This is a genomic window from Pantoea sp. PA1, assembly GCF_056856975.1.
Genome location: NZ_JBXGEE010000009.1, coordinates 65,544 through 81,391, shown reverse-complemented (window position 1 = coordinate 81,391; position 15,848 = coordinate 65,544). Strand labels below are relative to the sequence as shown.

Below are 15,848 nucleotides of genomic sequence, written 5' to 3'. Positions count from 1 at the left end.
CCGGTAAGGAGAGAATCATGTACGGAACCGCAAGCCAGCTGTGTAACGACCTGAAAATTCAGTTTGAGGGCGACAAGAAGATCACGCTGATTATCTGGCGTAAAGAAGACGTGATACGGGTTATGGGGGAGGAGCACGTAACGGCAGAAACCGCCGCTGAAATCGTCTGCGACCTCGCCACGTGGGACAGGGATGCGCAGCACGAAGCGGGCGTGGGAGCCGAAACTCTCCGCGTACTGGCTGATAACATCCGCCACGCCGCCGGACAGCGTAACCGGCCCGTGACCCTGTCAGCGGGCGATCTGGAAATACTGGTGCAGGCAGCGGGCAGGCTGCCGGATGCAGGCGCAGGCAGACAAACGGACGCGATTCAGGCGGCACTCAGGCGCGCATACTTCGCCATTAACCAGTAACAAGGGGGCCGGGCAGGGGCATGGAAGCCCGCCACCACCCTCCTGATGCGCAAAACCCCTTGCGCCTGCGGCGCGAAAGCGGCAGGGCACGCGCCTGACGGCGCGGTCCCTGTCCCCTCTGGTACGATGCAGCGGAAAAGAAGGCTGCAATCAACACCTGTCAGAAGCGACTTCAATTCATGACAGAAAGGGTGAGGTGAATAAAAATACGGCTTTAAAGTGTGACTTAGTGTCACTTTGTGGTATTCTATGTGTTACTTAGTCACACACAGGAGGATGTATGGCATCTACAAGACTTCGACAGCAGGGCGGAGCCGTCGTGCTGACTATTCCCAGCGATATTGCTGCAAGAGCGGGCTGGACCGTCGGCATTGAGCTGGACGTAACCGCTGAAGGCGAATCCGTGAACATCGTACCGGTTGCACGCGTACCACGTGGCAGGCGCACCGTAGCACAGCTGCTGGCCGGTATTGATCAGCAGCAAATCCAGGACTACAACGAAGAAACCGCAGACGGACAGAATGACAGACCGCAGGGCAGGGAGCTTATCTGATGGTATCAAGGAGAGTACCGCAGAAGGGTGAAATATGGCACGTGAACGGCGATCCGGTTGAAGGCCGGGAGTTTAAGGGGCCGCACTACTACCTGGTGATTTCGCAGCGCGAGCTGGTTGCAGCGCTGGGAACAGCGGTCTGCGTGCCGGTGACGAGCGGCGGGGGGGCGTCACGCTCGCAGGGCGTGACCGTGTATCTGGACGGCAACAGCACGGACACCGGCAGAGTGACAGGCGTGGCGCTGTGCTATCAGCTGCGCTCGCTTGACCTGGCGGCACGCAGAGCAAACTATGCCGCTACCGTAGAGCCGCACATCATGGATGAGATTTTATCTCTGGTTGTTGATCTTATCGATCCGCGATGAATCTGAAGAGCTGCATAGATTGCGTCTGGCATGGAGCCGGGGCATTAACACAGGGTGTGCTGATATGAAAATATTAATAATTAGTCGAGAGAAATCATGGAGATAATCCAAGCTGTAATGCACATTTTCGTATTTATATTGTGTACCTGTGGTGGCGGATTTGCAGGGGCTGCTTTGGTGAAAACACGGAAAGGATTTATCACGGGTTGTCTGATTGGCGTGCTGGCAGGAACGGCAACTGTATGGGGGAGCCATCAGGACAGAACAGCACAATGCGACAGAATGGATGATGGTCTGATTCAGTCTTCTGTATGTGTAAATTAACCTGGCGGATAGAGGTATCCCGGCCAGTCCGCTGATATTAACCGGGCAGGTATAACAGGATACTGGCCCATACACTCCGGTTCTCAGGTTACGCCTGATTCTCCTGCCAGCAGTCCTGCGGTTCACTCTTCATACATAATTTTTCAGCGAGCATGTGTTTCCTTCATCGGCTTTAAATCTGGCTGCTCACTGAATTTATGTCTTATCAAAACCCTAATAGTAGCCCATCTCAGACCCGAAATGCCTTCTGTCGCCGGCAGAATGCTGTCCCACCGGGCGTCCGGGCGCGCTGTCATGCTGCGCACAGAGCCGGCAGGCCGTCTCTGCCCTGCGGGTTTCCATCGCTGACGCAACCCCTGCAACCGGCTTGCGCCGGTGCGTTCACTGGCCACGAAAATCCGTGGCCGCTGAGGACCGGACCGGCATAGCCGTCCGGGGTGTGTTCATGCCGTTTTCGCGCGCGGCGGGCCTGTTCCGGTCAGTCCAGGCGCGGAGGGCTGGTCGTAGCACCGTCATTCGTCAGCTGCAAGGGTGAAATGCACGCCTGCGGCGCCCCTGCATCTGCCGCCTGCCGTTGCTCCTTTGCCCTCTGCCGCGACTGGATCGACCGAAACATGACAACCCACCTGAGCAGGAGAAATGCCATGAACACACAGAACGTCAACGTCAAAACCGCCACGCCAGAATCTCCCAAAACATGCGCTGAAAAGCAGGGCGGGGCGCTCAGTCCGGCGCAGTTTCGCGATCTGTACGATCACCTGCACAGGCACGGCGTGTTCACCGGCATCAGCGGGGTTAATGGTGCGCAGCTGGCTGAGCTCGATGCGCTGGAGGAGCCCACGGAGGAGCCTGAAGCGGCGATCGTTTACCTGCACAACGGCTGGCCGCTGGCGCTGTATGAGTACGACACCGGTTACCTGATATTCCGCGAAGCGCTGGCCGCTTTATAAACCGTTTTTTATTTCACTGCTGACACTCAGATTTAAGAGGTAATTAATTATGGTCCGTTTTGCTTCCCGCTATGCCGCCCCGACCGCTATCCGTAAAAACAGCCCGCTGAATAACGACGAGCTGATGCGCATTGTTCCGAGCGCGTTTTCTGCAGAAAAGCATGATTCGCGTTCTGAGCGTTATACCTATATTCCGACCATTACCCTGCTGGATAAACTGCGTGAAGAAGGATTTGAGCCCTTTTTTGCCAGCCAGTCGCGCGTGCGCGATCCGGAGCGCCGTGAATTTACCAAACACATGATCCGCCTGCGCCGTGGAAATAACAACGGCGGCGAAGAGGTGCCGGAAATTGTATTGCTTAACAGTCATGACGGCTCCAGCAGTTATAAGATGATCCCCGGTATTTTCCGGCAGGTCTGCACGAATGGCCTGGTGTGCTGGAAATCATTTGGTGAAATCAGCGTGCCGCACAAAGGTGATATTGTGTCGCCGGTTATTGAAGGCGCTTATGAGGTGCTGGGCGTGTTCGATAAGGTTGAAAATAATATCGGCATGATGAAAGGTATTCAGGTTAACAGCGAAGAACGCCGCCTGCTGGGGCAGCTGGCGCTGGAATATAAATATGACGGAAAAGAGCCGCCGGTATCCGCTGAGCGTATTATTCAGCCGCGTGCCTGGTATGACAAAAGCACCGACCTGTGGACCGCGTTTAATATCGTGCAGGAGAATCTGATTAAGGGGGGTGTGCCCGGCAGAACGGCGAAGGGAAAAAGAACCACCACCCGTCCGGTAACCGGCATCGACGGCGATATAAAGCTGAATCAGGCGCTGTGGAAAATGGCGGAGGAGTTCGCAAAACTCAAATCATGAAAATAACCCCGGCGCGCCGGGGTTATTTTTTGTCAGGTATCACGTCCGCAGCCAGAAACGTTTCCGGCGCGGGCGCATTTTTATTCCGCTGCGCCATTGCAGTATAAACCTCATCCCGTGCAATCAGCACGCGGTAAATACTTTTGATAATGGCCGCATATTCACGACGCTGTCTGATCAGCTTCGGGTTCGGGCCGGTGTTGTACATCCCGACGCTGTCCCAGTTCCTGCCGTACTGCCTGAAGTTTCTCGCCTCGATCCATGCACCGGTATAAATGCAGATGCACGGATCTTTCAGCAGCCTTTCCCGCGTAATATCGAATTTCTTCAGCTGGTTAAAGTGAGAGCTGTTTATCTGCATATTGCAGACGTCATGCGTGCCGCCGCTGCTTTTAGTATTCAGTGCGTTGTTACGCATGCGTGATTCCTGAATGGAATGCGCCATCAGCAGACGCGGATCAATACCGAAATCCTGACCAGCCTTTGTGAAACACATTTCCGGCGCGGCCTGCGCGCTGAATACAGCGGCAAGCCCGAAGATAGCTGACCATTTCATTCTGATAATCTCACGTGCGTGCGCGTAATGCGCCAGGCGGGTTCGGGTGAAAAATACGCGCTCAGATCATCACTTGCAAGATAATTCGTTACAGACGCGCACAGTGCGCTGACGGGCATGTGACGAACTTCGGCCGGGATATAAAGAATTCGGTAAGACAGGGTTAATTAACAAGCCGCTCTTCAGAGGTAAAATTTCATCACACCCCACGCAAGATGTAATCTTGCAGTTTAGTTGTTTAAAAACATAGGATTAACTTTAATTTTTTGCCGTTTTTTAGCTGTATGATAAAAATTGTGTGTTAATTAACACACTTTGCAGTGCCTGATTGTGTGTTACTGAGGTGCCTGATTGTGTGTTAATCCGGCACTGCAAACGGCACTGTGGTGTGTGCTGATTGTGGCTATTGATTAAAAACAGTGTGTTATACATGGTATGTCCGTGTGCAGTGCCGGATTAACACACATGAAAAAGGCCTGTAGTGCCGGATTGACACACATCAAAAGCCGGTACAGTGCCGGATTGACACACATCGTTCACAGACTGAAGTCGCGATTTTCGTATGAAAATTGTGCAAAGTGCCGGATTGACACACACAGAAGTGAGGTGGAGTGCCTGATTAACACACCACCCGGATTAAATGAACGGTGCCGGATTGACACACACTGAAACCGGGGTAAATAATACAGGAAGGGCAATCTTATCCGAATGCGGCAGTCACGCTGGTGCCGTGCAGGAAATATTTTTTAAATAAATCAAAAAGGCAGGGTAAAATATACCCTGTCTTACAGGGAATACGGAAATGGCGCGCAGAAACATTTACTTCAAAGAAAAAAACGAAAGAGAAGTCCAGGAGCTGGTGCAGATAGAGCTGCAGAACGGGGCAACCCACGGTGAGGTAAACTTCTCCTCCGTGGTGAATGAACTGGTGGGAATCGGTCTGATGGTCAAGAAACATCAGGGTGAAGGAAATAAGTTTGATACAGAGGAATTTAACCGCGACTTAATACGTCGCGTTGCAGGCACGCGCGAAGGAACAAGCATCATGATGGCCATGCTGACGGAAATGTATCTGCATATCCGCGGTGAGTCCGGGCCGCAGGCGCTTGAGGAGATGATTGACCAGAACCTGACGGGAATGAGTACCGCAGAGGATAAAGCGGAGAGTAAACATTTTATTAAGGAAGAACAGAATTAACTGACCCGTTACATTACCGGTAATAAATCACTACTGAGTAATTTATTGCCGGCGTCACTTCAGCCTCAGCACCAGCCCCCTGTCAGTGTCACGTCCGGTTTATTCTTTCTTGTGACGTTACTCAGTCCGCTGAATTTACACAGAGTAATATCTCATCCTGTCTGTTATTCACGCCTTAAGCTGTCGTTGTGGATGTGATATCACCAGCTGAGCAGCGCATAACAGCAGAGGCTGCACCGCGGCAGTTATATTGCAATTTGTGCGGGACCGGAGGTTCTTTTTCAGAATAACTTTCATGCGTGAACCGAACAATTCTGCTGGCTCGTTTATTTATATATATGTTTTATTCATTTTTTTTCAGGGCAGGTTTCGCCAGCGCTGTACGGGCCGGCTGACCCGTACAGCTGTAACGATACGCGAACCTTTGCTGTGAGGTGAAAAAGAAGTGCTATCTGAAACTGTTTTTATAATCGGGCGAGGGGTCTGGTAACTGACTCACGTCTCCGGTTTTTTATCTGACAATGGGTTTTCTGCCACAACAACTTTTTCCAGTGTGAACTCGTCAAATAATATCGCCAGCTCCCGCAGTCGCCTGACCTCTTCATTTTCCGGCAGCTGCTGCTCCGTTAAATAATTCAGTGAGTCCAGCAGGCGTTCCTGTATTTCCATATTCATGCTCCGGCGGTTAAACCGGGCGCTGATTTCCATATCCCGTCGCAGATTTTCAGGAAAGCTGCTGCTGAATGCGCGATTCTTTCCCGGAACGAACGGTTTCTTTTCCGCACGCACCGACTCATCCGGCTGATATTCTTCACGCATAATATCCAGCCTGGACTGAATAAACTCGTCGAACATCCTCGCCAGCGCAACCAGTCGCTGACCCTCATCCGTTTTTATAATGTGCCTGCGTGGCGAGAAGTGCATCGACGCAATAAGCCGGCTGATAATTTCATCGTTGGTGGTATATCGCCTGACGCGTGCAGCCACGCGCAGCTCCATCAGGAGATTTTCCGGCAGCCATAATTTCCTGTACTGCATTTCTCCTCTGGCATATTTCCTCGGACGGCCGCGACCGTCGCCCATATTCTCTTTCACTTTCATGCTTCAGAACCGCCTTCAGGAGTTCAACCGGACAGGCAGCAAGCGTACGCCACCGCATTTAAGGATTAATCCTAAAAAAATGCATGAGGGTCCTTAAAAATGTGACATACGTCACAGATTTTTTTTTTTTGAGAAAATGTACACTTACGGCGCGTTACGTCTGTTTACGCACACTGACATTTCTTTAACTCAAATTGAGGGTTTTACACATGAAAGTTGTCACGTCACACCCTGCACTGGTGCAGGGGTCTGCGGAAGCCTGCCCGCCGCGCAGCGGAACGGCGGCACAGGGACTTATCGGCATCGCACGACGCGCCTTTACCCTGATTCACCGTTACCGCACGAACGTTATGCTGGCCTGCCTTGCCATTGCCGTCTTTGCGCTGCCGCATTTTGCAGGAGCTACTGACCTGCTGGCCACGCAGAAGCAGGATGCCAAAGACACGTTCGGTCATGGCAGTACCGTTGAGTGGGGGTTTTACATCGGCGAAATCATCATCTCGATTGGCGCATATATTAAAACGCGCAACCCGATGCTGTTCGTCGGCGGTCTGGCTTTCCTCATCGTTATCACCCGCACCTTCTTCTCCCTGGCCGGTTAATCCCGCATGAACGGGGAATCGCTTCAGTACCAGTTCCCGGAAACCCTCAATCAGCAGAAACGCCTCGGCGGACTCCCTACAGAGGAGGCCGTGCTCATCCTTGCGTGCGCGGGCAACGTCATCGCGCGTGCGGGCGACAGAGTTAATCCGCTGGATAGAATTGCCTTCAGCGAGACGCTGTACTTCGTGGACGGTGATAATCCGCAGCAGATGGCGTGGCTGAAGCCGCAGCTCGCGGGGCAGCAGAACTTTAAGGTCATCCTGGTAAAGGGCAACGTGCACGACAGCAGCATCGCGCTGGATGAGCCGGTTTACTTCGACCAGTACGGTACGTTAACAACAAAAATCGGCTTTGAGCACACGCCGGTGCGCATCTCGCGCGCGGACAGGATGCTCCGGGTAGAGGAGGTGGCACTGAAATGAGTCACAGCACACAGGGGCAGACCGCGCCTCATAAAGTAAAGCGTCATAACGCCCAGGTGCGCCTGGACGATGACGACAAAGCCGGGCTTCGCCGCATGACCGCCGAGTTTCCGCTTTATTCAGAGTCGGTGATCCTGCGCGCCGCGCTGCAGACGCTGATGGCGTGCAGCGGAGAGGTCCGGTCGGAAATCCTGCTGGCTTCCCTGACGGATAAGGACGTGGGTGAGATTATGCGACGCCACGGCATGCAGCCGGCACCTGAAGGGGAGGGCGCACATGCAGGCTGATTCTGTAAAGCATCCGGTGAGTAACGGGGCGTTCTCTGCTGAACCGGTCGTGGCGTCGTCTGTTCAGTCTCACGCTGAGCCAGTAATGCAGACAGAATGGGCGGTGCAAGCCCCACCTTTATGTCGTGCCGAATTCTCACTGGCGCCGGAAAGCATCCGTGCGTTTACGGGACAGTTGCCAGCCGTGGGTGGTTGCATCGTTCTGATAGCGATGGCTATTGTCATCGTCAGGGCCGGAAGGCGAATGATTCCGGCGAGGCCGGATACGATGCGCGTGGCTTTTGTCTCATCATCTCCGGCACCGTTTGGCAGTCGCGAGATGGCAAAACTGGCAGCTGCTGAGGCGAACAGCCATTACTGGCAGTGCATGCTGGCAGCATTTAGCGGCGCGCTGGAGGCGGAAGGCTTTGCGCTTCGCACCGGGCCGCGGTCAAAGGTTGCGTTGCCTTATGCTGTACGGGCTCGTGTGGGTATCGCCATCGTAAAGGCGCGTTCCCGCTATCTGAACCCGCGCCAGAGTGACGACGCTGCGGAGGCAATGCTGCGGGATGCCGAACAGAATGACTACACCGGCAGCTGGACCGACTGCTGTCTGCGAGGAGCGGAGGCGGCCGGCTGGTACATTGTCAGGCGCGACCACGGTCCTGAGTCGACAGAATAACGACACGCGGGATGCAGTACCTCGGTGCCGTGGCTCACAACGGCTGGTCTATAATTCTGCGCGTGAATACTCACACAAAGGAATACAGGCAATGAAAAAATTGACATTCGGCCTTTTACTGCTGGCGGCCGGCCATGTTGCAGCCGCTTCGTCATTTACACAGGAGTGGCCGTCATGCGACATAAAGGCTCAGCATGACGTAAAGGGGGAAACTGGCGGAAGTATTAAAGACCCGCTTCAGGCGCACATATCGGTACGCGTTAACGTGCTGCAGGCCGATATCGGTAACGCCCGCAAGGCGCGTCACCTGACCGAAGCGCAGTCTGAGCAGCTGTGGCAGCAGGCCGGCCGGGTCAGAAAAGATGCTGACGGCTACGTAAAGCAGCAGGGCTTTCTCAGTGCGGCCGAGCGTGCCAGCTATGACCGTGAACTCGACGATATCGCCGGCAGGCTGTGCCGCGCGGTGAAGTAAATCCTCCCCGGGTGGCTGCGGCCACCTGAATCCTTTTTTCTGCCCGCAGTGCGCAGGCTGTTCGTTCCTCGCGCTGCTGCGGTACGCCTCAGCCTGCACCCCGCAGGCAGGCCCGTTTAACGTCTGACCCCGGCAGTTCCGCTGCCGTCTTTACGGAATCTCACCCTATGACACACCCTGCTGAAATATCGGCTCAGCCGGTCGTGCGCGATCGCTGGGGCGGCTGGACGCATCCTGAATTTTTCGTGCCCGCTGACGGCAATGAATATCCGCAGCCCGGCGAGTTTGAGGCCTGGCTTACCGCACATAACCTGGCGGCCGCCTTCACCTGGATGGAAAACGACGCTCCGGACTGGATGATGCAGGCCTTCCGGAGGACCGGTGACTGCAGCCGCTGGGAGCCGTCCGGGCCCGCGGACGACGGCTGGTTTACCGGCAGCATTCACGACACGGACGACAGCCCGGTATGCGTCTGGCTCCGCAGTAAAACAGAGGTCAGAGGCTCATGAAACGTTTCCTCCTTATAATCTGCCTGCTCACGGCAGGTGTCATGGCGAAGCCTGTCATGGCAGCGACCAGCAACGCCGGCGACGGGCGCTGGGTAAACCGGGCAGGTGGTGATGGCCAGTCAGCGGTACCTGCACGTCACCGGCGTTGACTAGGCAAACGGCAACATCACCCTGAAGGATGAAGCGGGGCGCACGCAGTTCTGGTCGCCGCAGGAACTCAACGCCACTGAAATTGAGGTTTTTGAGACCCGCTCTATTGAGCTTCGCACGGGTGACAGCGTCCGCCTGAGTAAAACCCAGAAGCAGGCCGGTCACGCTGCACACGAACAGTATCGCGTTGAAGAGCTGCGCGACAACGGTGAGATTGTGCTGCGCAATGATGGCGGGCTGAAGGTTATCGATCCGGCAGCCACGTTCGCTGACCGGCACGTTGACTACAGCTGGGCGGTCACCGGCTACGGCAAAGGGTCGGCGGACTCAAAAGTTATCGTGACCGAGTTTTTCGATTACGAATGCATCGCCTGCAGCATGATGGCGCCGGTGATGGAAAAGGTGATGTCTGCAAACGCCGGTGTTCGCTTTGCGTTCCGGGACTGGACCATTTTTGCCGCCCGCTATCCGGGATCAGAGCAGGCTTCACGCCGCGGACTGGGTATTTACCGGAAGCAGGGGGCAGATGCGTACTTGGCATTCCATAATGGCATTTACCGGACCGGGCATAACGAAGGGAAGCTGACGGCAGAAGACATTGAGAAGGTGGCTGCCGCCGCCGGTGCAGGTGCGGCTTCAGACGAAGATAAAGCCGTGTCTGACCGTGTTACGGAGAACAACGCGGCTCTGGCTGAGATGCTGGGGCTGACGGGAACGCCGGGCATTATCGTGATGCCGGCCGAGAATGCCACGGCAGACAACACAACGGCCCGGGGGTGGTCAGCGAACAGGTCATGCAGCAGGCCATAGCACGTGCAGAAAAAAGCTAAAAAAAACCCGGCTTCAGGGGATCAGGGCCGGGTACATCACTCCAGAAAGGAAAAAGACCGCCTGAAGCAATCGCAATACTACTGACGGTATGAGTGAGTATCGGCCAGTCTGTAAAAATCTTTATCGCGTGTGGCCATAGTAAATCCCGGCACTGGGCCGGGACGATGAAGCCTGTCAGTCTGCCCTTTAGCGCCAGCCAGCGGGCATTCTCCGGGGTATCGGCTATTCCGCCAGAACCTTTACCCCATGACGGCCATGCCACTCAGGCTGTTCGTTCCTCGCGGTGCTGCGGTACGCCTCAGCCTGACCGCCCTGCCCGTCGTAAGTTAAAAGCGATTGTCGACGACCCCACCACAGTCGGCTGCCTGAATATCAGTAAATACCTCTCTCAGAAATCCTCCGAAAATCACCGTCCCGCCAGGCGCGTGATTTGGATTAAGTCAGCCCGCAGATGTGAACCCGGTCACGGTAAAGTTTATCGGTGAACTTTTTTTATCCATACGATTCGTGCTATGAGCAAACTGTGCTGGATTTAAGCGGGTGAGATGGGTATTCTTTTCAGAATTCGCCGGGCGGCGATCCTTTTTAGATCCTTGTCAGATACTGTGGTGGTTGACGATGAGGGTTTGCAGTAAACCTGTGGCCGATCATGCGCGGCGCGGGAATGAACTAACCGGATAGGACGTATCCGCAAAAACGTCCAGGGTATGGAGTCCGCGTTTCATCGGGTTCTGAATGCAAAAACCCCCTGAAATCTGTCTCAACTTGGCGGAAGACGGCAGAAATCAGGGGGTCCAAAAGCAGGCGCAGCGCCTGTGAAGGATTATAACGCATGCTATTCATAAGACAACCCCTGTCCGCCATAAGTACGGGACAGGGTGAATGACCAGATTTTAATCGGGTTAAACCGCCCGACTTCAGAAAGTGACAGACGTCGCCGCGGCGATCATGATGTCACCTGCAAATGTCCTGATCCGCAGTGGTTCGCACCTGACGGCTATCGCCCGCTTCCGGGTGAATTTGGCCATGCCATGCGTCGTCTGGTCGTCAAAGAGAAGGCCAGCGGTAAGTGGAAGCTGCGTTTCCGGCCGTCACTCCATCCTTACTTCACCCAGTACCGTAAAGCTGCGGGTCGTGATCGGCACTTCCGGCCGGAACGGCGTGCGCTTATCGATGCAATATTTCCTCTGCTTGTTCAGCGTGCCGACATGGCCACCTGGGTTGTGACCGTTAACGTCAGCCGGCTGGCCAGTGAACTCAGCCCGAAAGACAGTGATGGCCATGTCATCCCCGAAACCCGGGTAGAAGCCTGCCGACTGTCGCGGCTGTTCCCGGAGCTGACCCGGTTTGGCCTGATTGAAATGCCACACCTGGAATGGGACCCGATCGAACAGTACTGGATGCCCCGGCATATTATTCTCACGGAACGTTTCTGGCAGCTGTGCGGCGTTAACATGGATAAGCTGCTGTTACAGCGAAACCAGCGCATCGAAGCTGAAGAAGAAGGGATTCTTGAACCCGGTACGCGTGATTCCGTTCGTGCTGCCCGCCGGCGCTGGTATGAAAAAGCCCGTATAGCGACATTGCTCAGCCGGCGTGAGAAGGCCGTACGGGAGAAGCGTCGTAATAAGCTGGGCAGACTTCCTCTCGACGAACGGCGCAGCACGATGGCCAGCTGGCTCATCCGCACGCGGCCGAACCACGAACTGATTAACCTCGATGCCGAAAGCTTTGATCGCCTGGTGTGGCAGCATCTTAACCAGCTGGAGCTGGGACTCGGCTACGAGCCCGCGCATCCCGACGTCGTTCACTGACGTCTCCCCGTTTGATTTTAACCGCCCTGACTGGCGGTAAAGTCGTTTGTGCCGCCTGCAGAACACCCTGGTTTTGCTCCTGCCGGCATGAACTTCTGGCACGCTGAACCACATAAATTCAGCCGTTTCGTGTGCTGATTTTTTTTATCCACATTTACCCGCAAATGGAAAGCTAGCCTTACCTGCAAGCGAGTCTGACGTTACCCGCAAGACATTCCTGACCTTTGGTCAATAAAGAAATAATCAAAAAGAAAATAAGGTTTTCAGTCAGGCTATTCTGAGGGATTAATGAAGCCTTCGCTTGCAGCGGCCGCAGGCGTCCGCGCCGCTCAGAATCTGAAGTAACTTCTGCCTGCGGCGGGCGTGGTGCCGTTAATAGTTACAACACTCAAAAGGAGTTCATAAACTGCATCAGAGCCGACCTGAAACTTCCAGCCCCTCTCAGCCAGAACCGGAGTCGACCTGAAACTCCGAGTGCCCATTGACAGGCCGCCCCGGCCCCGGCCCATCGGGCCGGAACAGGAGTGGCTTTAATGGATGGTGTAACTAATCCTCTAAGTTTTACTGTTCATAGTGAACAGTAAAACCAAGACCCCGGAAATCACGCCCTGTACGTCGCTCTGCGCCGTACAGCCCGCTCACCGGGGCTTCGGGATTAGACTGGCTTAGTCATCGCTTTGAGGCCGTCTGGCTTAGCAGGAAGGGGTTGGGTAGCGCAATATGTCAGGCAGTAACCGGCTGCGCCGGGCGTACGGCGCCGTCTGACCACTGTACACTGCTGTAAGAACATCTGGCGCCTCCATGTCGCTGACGCGGCATTCAGGAACTGCTTGTGAATTGCTTACCAACCTCGTTCGCAGCATAAAGGCCGGGAAATAACCGGGCTTAATGTCCGCTTTGTGCCAGAAGCGGAGCCTGCTTTCTTTCTCAGCATCAAGATAAGCTACCTAACCAGCGTAAATAAAGGGTCACTTGTTAGCCGAGAATGTCGTGTAATTCTCAGGCGTGATAAGATGATAAGGCACCCAGTTAAGCGTCTGAACCTTCTGTTTATTCAGCAGCGCTTTGGTGACCTCTACCGCGCCGGTGGCCTGCCCTCTGGCGTCCTGAAAGATGGTCAGCGCCATTCTGCCATTTTTAATGAACTGCTGTCCGTCCGGTGTTCCGTCGATACCGGCGACAAGAATTTTGTCGTTCTTCGCCTGGTTCAACGCCATGATGGCACCGATTGCCATCTCATCATTGTTTGCAGCGATGGCATCAATCGGGCGCTGATTCAGCAGCCAGCCTGAAACCACATCTACCGCTTCATTGCGCTGCCATTTCGCTGTCTGTTTTTCGATGACCTTCATGTTTTTATATTTGCCGATGACGGCTTCCACCGCGCGGGTACGCTCACGTGCTTCTTCGTTCGAAAGCGCGCCCATAAGAATGGCCACATTGCCTTTGTAGTTCATTTTTTTGGCCAGCGCTTCCATCTGCATTTCGCCGCCCAGCGCCGAATCAGAACCCACATACGCCATACCTTCGGCCAGTTTCACTTCCGGTTTTCGGTTTACAAAAACCAGCGGAATACCGGCTTGTTTTGCCGCATTGATCATCGGTAAAACGCCCTGGGTATCGACAGGATTAAGAATAATGGCGTCCACGCCCTGGTTGATAAAGTCATCCACCTGCTGCACCTGCAGCGCAACATCGCCCTTCGCATCAACAAACTGGCTTTTGAGCTGGCTGGCATTCAGCTCTTTTTGCATCTGAGTGCGAAGGATTGAGACAAAGTTCAGGTCGAAGTTAGCCAGCGCTACGCCAACGGTGAAGGTTTTGGCGCTGCAACCTGCGCTGAACAGCAGCAAGCAAAGCCACATAACAAGATTTCTGATATTCATGGTGTGTTCCTGTAGGGTTGAGATTGTTATTGTTTTTACTGACTTAATTTGCGTCAGGTAACAGGCAAACACCCGACGCACTGCACTTACAACGTAAAGTGTTCGCGGAACTGCTGAATAGCCGCCGTGCTATCGCCGCTGGCCCAGCCCTCCATGGCGACGGTGCCGCAGTAATCCATCTCCTGCAGCGTTCGTGCGATAGCACGGTAATTGATTTCTCCGGTGCCCGGCTGCTGGCGACCCGGTACATCGGCAACCTGAATTTCCCCGATAGCTGAACCGCAGCGCCGCAACAGCTCAATCAGATTGCCTTCACCAATTTGTGCATGATAGAGATCCAGATTCATCTTCAGGGCCGGGCTGTTGACCGCTTCAACCAGTGCCAGCGTCTCAGATGCCAGGGCAAAGGGCGTACCCGGATGATCGACCGGCAGGTTGAGGTTCTCGAGGGTGAAAACCCGTCCGGCACGTTCGCCCAGAAGCGCAATCTGCCGCAGCGTATCGGCGGCTTTCAGCCACATTGCGCCCGTTACCGTTGTCACGGGCTTTACCGGCAGGCCGCGATCGTCAAGCCCGGTGCCATGCAGATTCAGTACCGGACAGTCGAGACGTTCAGCCACCGCCAGCGACGCTTCAGCACTCTGTAGCAGCAACCGGATATCCTCCTCATCCGTCAGATTGCCACTCAGATAACCGGTCATAGAGGTAAAGCGCGCACCGGTCGCCACCAGTTCATCAATATCTTTGCTGGCCCATCCCCAGATTTCGACGCCAAAACCCAGTTCGTGAATGCGTTTTACGCGCTCAACAAACGGCAGCTCCAGAAAAACCATTTCAGCGCATACGGAAAGTTGATATCCGGCCATCAGCGAACTCCCAGCTTAACGGGCAGATTGCGTTGCACAGATTCGATACAGGCCAGCGCAATTTCCAGCGCGTTACGCGCATCCTCCCCGGTGGCGCGGGGCGTTTCACCGCTGCGGATACAACGGGCAAACTCCGTCATCTCTGCCACATAGGCCTCGCGCAGCAGATCTGAATCCAGCCGGGACGTATCGACCGCTATGCCGCTGGCGGTGTAACGTACGCAGTGATTGGCGTTGATGTGGCCCGCCTGAAGCATGCCCTTACTGCCAAAAACCTCGCCACGCACATCGTAGCCATACACCGCCTGAAAGTTCGCCTCAGCAATCGCAATGGCACCGTTGTCGAAGCGAATAGTGACAACTGAGGTATCCAGCAACCCTTTATCTTTGAAGTCTGGGCGAACCAGTGCATCAGCCAGCGCATAGACTTCAACCGGCTTTGCGCCATGGTTGAAGTGCAGTAGCGTGTCAAAATCGTGAATGAGCGTTTCAAGGAAGATTGTCCACTGCGGAATTGGAGCGGGATCGTTCAGGCCAGGGTCACGCGTCACAGATCGGCTAAGCTGCGTCGTGCCATTCTCACCGTTTTTTACCGCCGCAATCGCTGCCGCAAAGCCCGAATCAAAGCGCCGATTAAAGCCCACCTGCAATACGACGCCAGCCTGTTTTGCCGCTGCGATGGCGCGGTCAGCCTCTTCCAGCGTAACAGCCATAGGCTTTTCACAGAACACATGTTTGCCGGCATTAGCCGCGGCAATCACCCACTCAGCATGGGTCCTGGCCGGAGCAGCTATCGCAATAGCGTCGATTTCATCGTCCTGCAGCAGCGCATGCAGATCGCTGTACGCTTTGCTGACTCCAAGCCGGCTGGCGAGCTTTTCCGCCGCGCCAGGAAAGGGATCTGCCACGGCCGCCAGCGTGGCGCCAGGCACACGCCAGGCCAGATTTTCCGCATGGAAGCTGCCCATGCGACCGGCGCCAATTAAACCCACGCGCACTGTTTGATGGTTCATAAA

Annotated in this window: 18 protein-coding genes and 1 pseudogene; 14 read left to right on the top strand and 5 right to left on the bottom strand. The window is 54.9% G+C overall.

The features are described 5' to 3' along the window. The first annotated feature begins 17 nt into the window (after positions 1-17). The 5 genes from AC1V0D_RS21440 to AC1V0D_RS21420 all read left to right on the top strand — a co-directional run bounded on the left by AC1V0D_RS21440 (position 18) and on the right by AC1V0D_RS21420 (position 3,476). Positions 18-413, top strand: a complete 396-nt coding sequence (locus AC1V0D_RS21440) for a DUF1380 family protein (protein ID WP_482908069.1) — start codon at positions 18-20, stop codon at positions 411-413. A gap of 280 nt (positions 414-693) precedes the next feature. Next, complete coding sequence (locus AC1V0D_RS21435; RefSeq protein WP_482908068.1) at positions 694-966, top strand: AbrB/MazE/SpoVT family DNA-binding domain-containing protein; 273 nt, start codon at positions 694-696, stop codon at positions 964-966. Beyond that, the gene (locus AC1V0D_RS21430) at positions 966-1,331 is read left to right on the top strand and encodes a type II toxin-antitoxin system PemK/MazF family toxin (RefSeq protein ID WP_482908067.1); all 366 of its coding nucleotides are present in this window, start codon (positions 966-968) and stop codon (positions 1,329-1,331) included. Before AC1V0D_RS21435 ends, AC1V0D_RS21430 begins: the two co-directional genes overlap by 1 nt. 968 nt (positions 1,332-2,299) lie before the next feature. Further along, entirely contained in the window at positions 2,300-2,605 is a 306-nt protein-coding gene (locus tag AC1V0D_RS21425) for a hypothetical protein (protein ID WP_167434914.1), read from the top strand. 49 nt (positions 2,606-2,654) lie between these two features. Further along, positions 2,655-3,476 (top strand): DUF932 domain-containing protein, encoded by an 822-nt coding sequence (locus tag AC1V0D_RS21420; protein ID WP_482908066.1) that lies wholly within the window; start codon positions 2,655-2,657, stop codon positions 3,474-3,476. 22 nt (positions 3,477-3,498) lie between these two features. On the opposite strand, the gene AC1V0D_RS21415 is transcribed toward AC1V0D_RS21420, so the two are convergent. After that, positions 3,499-4,032: a lytic transglycosylase domain-containing protein gene (locus tag AC1V0D_RS21415; RefSeq protein WP_482908065.1), complete on the bottom strand. Its 534-nt coding sequence runs from the start codon at positions 4,030-4,032 to the stop codon at positions 3,499-3,501. An 802-nt stretch (positions 4,033-4,834) separates the two neighbouring features. Between AC1V0D_RS21415 and AC1V0D_RS21410 the strand changes: the two genes are divergently transcribed. Next, entirely contained in the window at positions 4,835-5,230 is a 396-nt protein-coding gene (locus AC1V0D_RS21410) for a relaxosome protein TraM (RefSeq protein WP_482908064.1), read from the top strand. Between the two features lie 495 nt (positions 5,231-5,725). Here the strand turns inward: AC1V0D_RS21410 and AC1V0D_RS21405 are convergent, their stop codons facing one another. Next, the gene (locus AC1V0D_RS21405) at positions 5,726-6,331 is read right to left on the bottom strand and encodes a hypothetical protein (RefSeq protein WP_482908063.1); all 606 of its coding nucleotides are present in this window, start codon (positions 6,329-6,331) and stop codon (positions 5,726-5,728) included. 209 nt (positions 6,332-6,540) lie between these two features. On the opposite strand from AC1V0D_RS21405, the gene AC1V0D_RS21400 reads away from it, so the two are divergent. The 8 genes and pseudogenes from AC1V0D_RS21400 to repA all read left to right on the top strand — a co-directional run bounded on the left by AC1V0D_RS21400 (position 6,541) and on the right by repA (position 12,080). After that, entirely contained in the window at positions 6,541-6,933 is a 393-nt protein-coding gene (locus tag AC1V0D_RS21400; protein WP_482908062.1) for a type IV conjugative transfer system pilin TraA, read from the top strand. 111 nt (positions 6,934-7,044) lie between these two features. Beyond that, a pseudogene (locus tag AC1V0D_RS21395) lies at positions 7,045-7,356 on the top strand (type-F conjugative transfer system protein TraW); the annotation flags it as partial. Beyond that, entirely contained in the window at positions 7,353-7,643 is a 291-nt protein-coding gene (locus tag AC1V0D_RS21390; protein WP_482908061.1) for a hypothetical protein, read from the top strand. The pseudogene AC1V0D_RS21395 and the gene AC1V0D_RS21390, both read left to right, overlap by 4 nt. A 244-nt stretch (positions 7,644-7,887) precedes the next feature. Continuing rightward, positions 7,888-8,304, top strand: a complete 417-nt coding sequence (locus AC1V0D_RS21385) for a hypothetical protein (RefSeq protein WP_482908060.1) — start codon at positions 7,888-7,890, stop codon at positions 8,302-8,304. A 91-nt stretch (positions 8,305-8,395) separates the two neighbouring features. Continuing rightward, a complete protein-coding gene (locus AC1V0D_RS21380) occupies positions 8,396-8,776 on the top strand; it encodes a hypothetical protein (protein WP_482908059.1) in 381 nt (126 codons plus the stop codon). Between the two features lie 167 nt (positions 8,777-8,943). After that, positions 8,944-9,285, top strand: a complete 342-nt coding sequence (locus tag AC1V0D_RS21375; protein ID WP_482908058.1) for a hypothetical protein — start codon at positions 8,944-8,946, stop codon at positions 9,283-9,285. Positions 9,286-9,651: 366 nt separating this feature from the next. Beyond that, positions 9,652-10,245 carry a thioredoxin domain-containing protein gene (locus AC1V0D_RS21370; protein ID WP_482908057.1) on the top strand — a complete coding sequence of 198 codons (594 nt, stop codon included), beginning with the start codon at positions 9,652-9,654 and terminating at the stop codon, positions 10,243-10,245. Positions 10,246-11,144: 899 nt separating this feature from the next. Beyond that, positions 11,145-12,080 carry a plasmid replication initiator RepA gene (repA, locus tag AC1V0D_RS21365; RefSeq protein ID WP_482908056.1) on the top strand — a complete coding sequence of 312 codons (936 nt, stop codon included), beginning with the start codon at positions 11,145-11,147 and terminating at the stop codon, positions 12,078-12,080. 968 nt (positions 12,081-13,048) lie between these two features. On the opposite strand, the gene AC1V0D_RS21360 is transcribed toward repA, so the two are convergent. The 3 genes from AC1V0D_RS21360 to AC1V0D_RS21350 all read right to left on the bottom strand — a co-directional run bounded on the left by AC1V0D_RS21360 (position 13,049) and on the right by AC1V0D_RS21350 (position 15,845). Beyond that, the gene (locus tag AC1V0D_RS21360) at positions 13,049-13,966 is read right to left on the bottom strand and encodes a substrate-binding domain-containing protein (protein ID WP_482908055.1); all 918 of its coding nucleotides are present in this window, start codon (positions 13,964-13,966) and stop codon (positions 13,049-13,051) included. An 86-nt stretch (positions 13,967-14,052) separates the two neighbouring features. Beyond that, positions 14,053-14,832 (bottom strand): TIM barrel protein, encoded by a 780-nt coding sequence (locus AC1V0D_RS21355; RefSeq protein ID WP_482908054.1) that lies wholly within the window; start codon positions 14,830-14,832, stop codon positions 14,053-14,055. Further along, the gene (locus AC1V0D_RS21350) at positions 14,832-15,845 is read right to left on the bottom strand and encodes a Gfo/Idh/MocA family oxidoreductase (protein WP_434149094.1); all 1,014 of its coding nucleotides are present in this window, start codon (positions 15,843-15,845) and stop codon (positions 14,832-14,834) included. The genes AC1V0D_RS21355 and AC1V0D_RS21350 overlap by 1 nt, the downstream gene beginning before the upstream one ends. Positions 15,846-15,848: the final 3 nt, after the last annotated feature.

Coding starts and splice junctions, on each gene's coding strand:
- AC1V0D_RS21440 (WP_482908069.1), top strand. CDS start 18: ATGTACGGAACCGCAAGCCAGCTGTGTAACGACCTGAAAATTCAGTTT.
- AC1V0D_RS21435 (WP_482908068.1), top strand. CDS start 694: ATGGCATCTACAAGACTTCGACAGCAGGGCGGAGCCGTCGTGCTGACT.
- AC1V0D_RS21430 (WP_482908067.1), top strand. CDS start 966: ATGGTATCAAGGAGAGTACCGCAGAAGGGTGAAATATGGCACGTGAAC.
- AC1V0D_RS21425 (WP_167434914.1), top strand. CDS start 2,300: ATGAACACACAGAACGTCAACGTCAAAACCGCCACGCCAGAATCTCCC.
- AC1V0D_RS21420 (WP_482908066.1), top strand. CDS start 2,655: ATGGTCCGTTTTGCTTCCCGCTATGCCGCCCCGACCGCTATCCGTAAA.
- AC1V0D_RS21415 (WP_482908065.1), bottom strand. CDS start 4,032: ATGAAATGGTCAGCTATCTTCGGGCTTGCCGCTGTATTCAGCGCGCAG.
- AC1V0D_RS21410 (WP_482908064.1), top strand. CDS start 4,835: ATGGCGCGCAGAAACATTTACTTCAAAGAAAAAAACGAAAGAGAAGTC.
- AC1V0D_RS21405 (WP_482908063.1), bottom strand. CDS start 6,331: ATGAAAGTGAAAGAGAATATGGGCGACGGTCGCGGCCGTCCGAGGAAA.
- AC1V0D_RS21400 (WP_482908062.1), top strand. CDS start 6,541: ATGAAAGTTGTCACGTCACACCCTGCACTGGTGCAGGGGTCTGCGGAA.
- AC1V0D_RS21390 (WP_482908061.1), top strand. CDS start 7,353: ATGAGTCACAGCACACAGGGGCAGACCGCGCCTCATAAAGTAAAGCGT.
- AC1V0D_RS21385 (WP_482908060.1), top strand. CDS start 7,888: ATGATTCCGGCGAGGCCGGATACGATGCGCGTGGCTTTTGTCTCATCA.
- AC1V0D_RS21380 (WP_482908059.1), top strand. CDS start 8,396: ATGAAAAAATTGACATTCGGCCTTTTACTGCTGGCGGCCGGCCATGTT.
- AC1V0D_RS21375 (WP_482908058.1), top strand. CDS start 8,944: ATGACACACCCTGCTGAAATATCGGCTCAGCCGGTCGTGCGCGATCGC.
- AC1V0D_RS21360 (WP_482908055.1), bottom strand. CDS start 13,966: ATGAATATCAGAAATCTTGTTATGTGGCTTTGCTTGCTGCTGTTCAGC.
- AC1V0D_RS21355 (WP_482908054.1), bottom strand. CDS start 14,832: ATGGCCGGATATCAACTTTCCGTATGCGCTGAAATGGTTTTTCTGGAG.
- AC1V0D_RS21350 (WP_434149094.1), bottom strand. CDS start 15,845: ATGAACCATCAAACAGTGCGCGTGGGTTTAATTGGCGCCGGTCGCATG.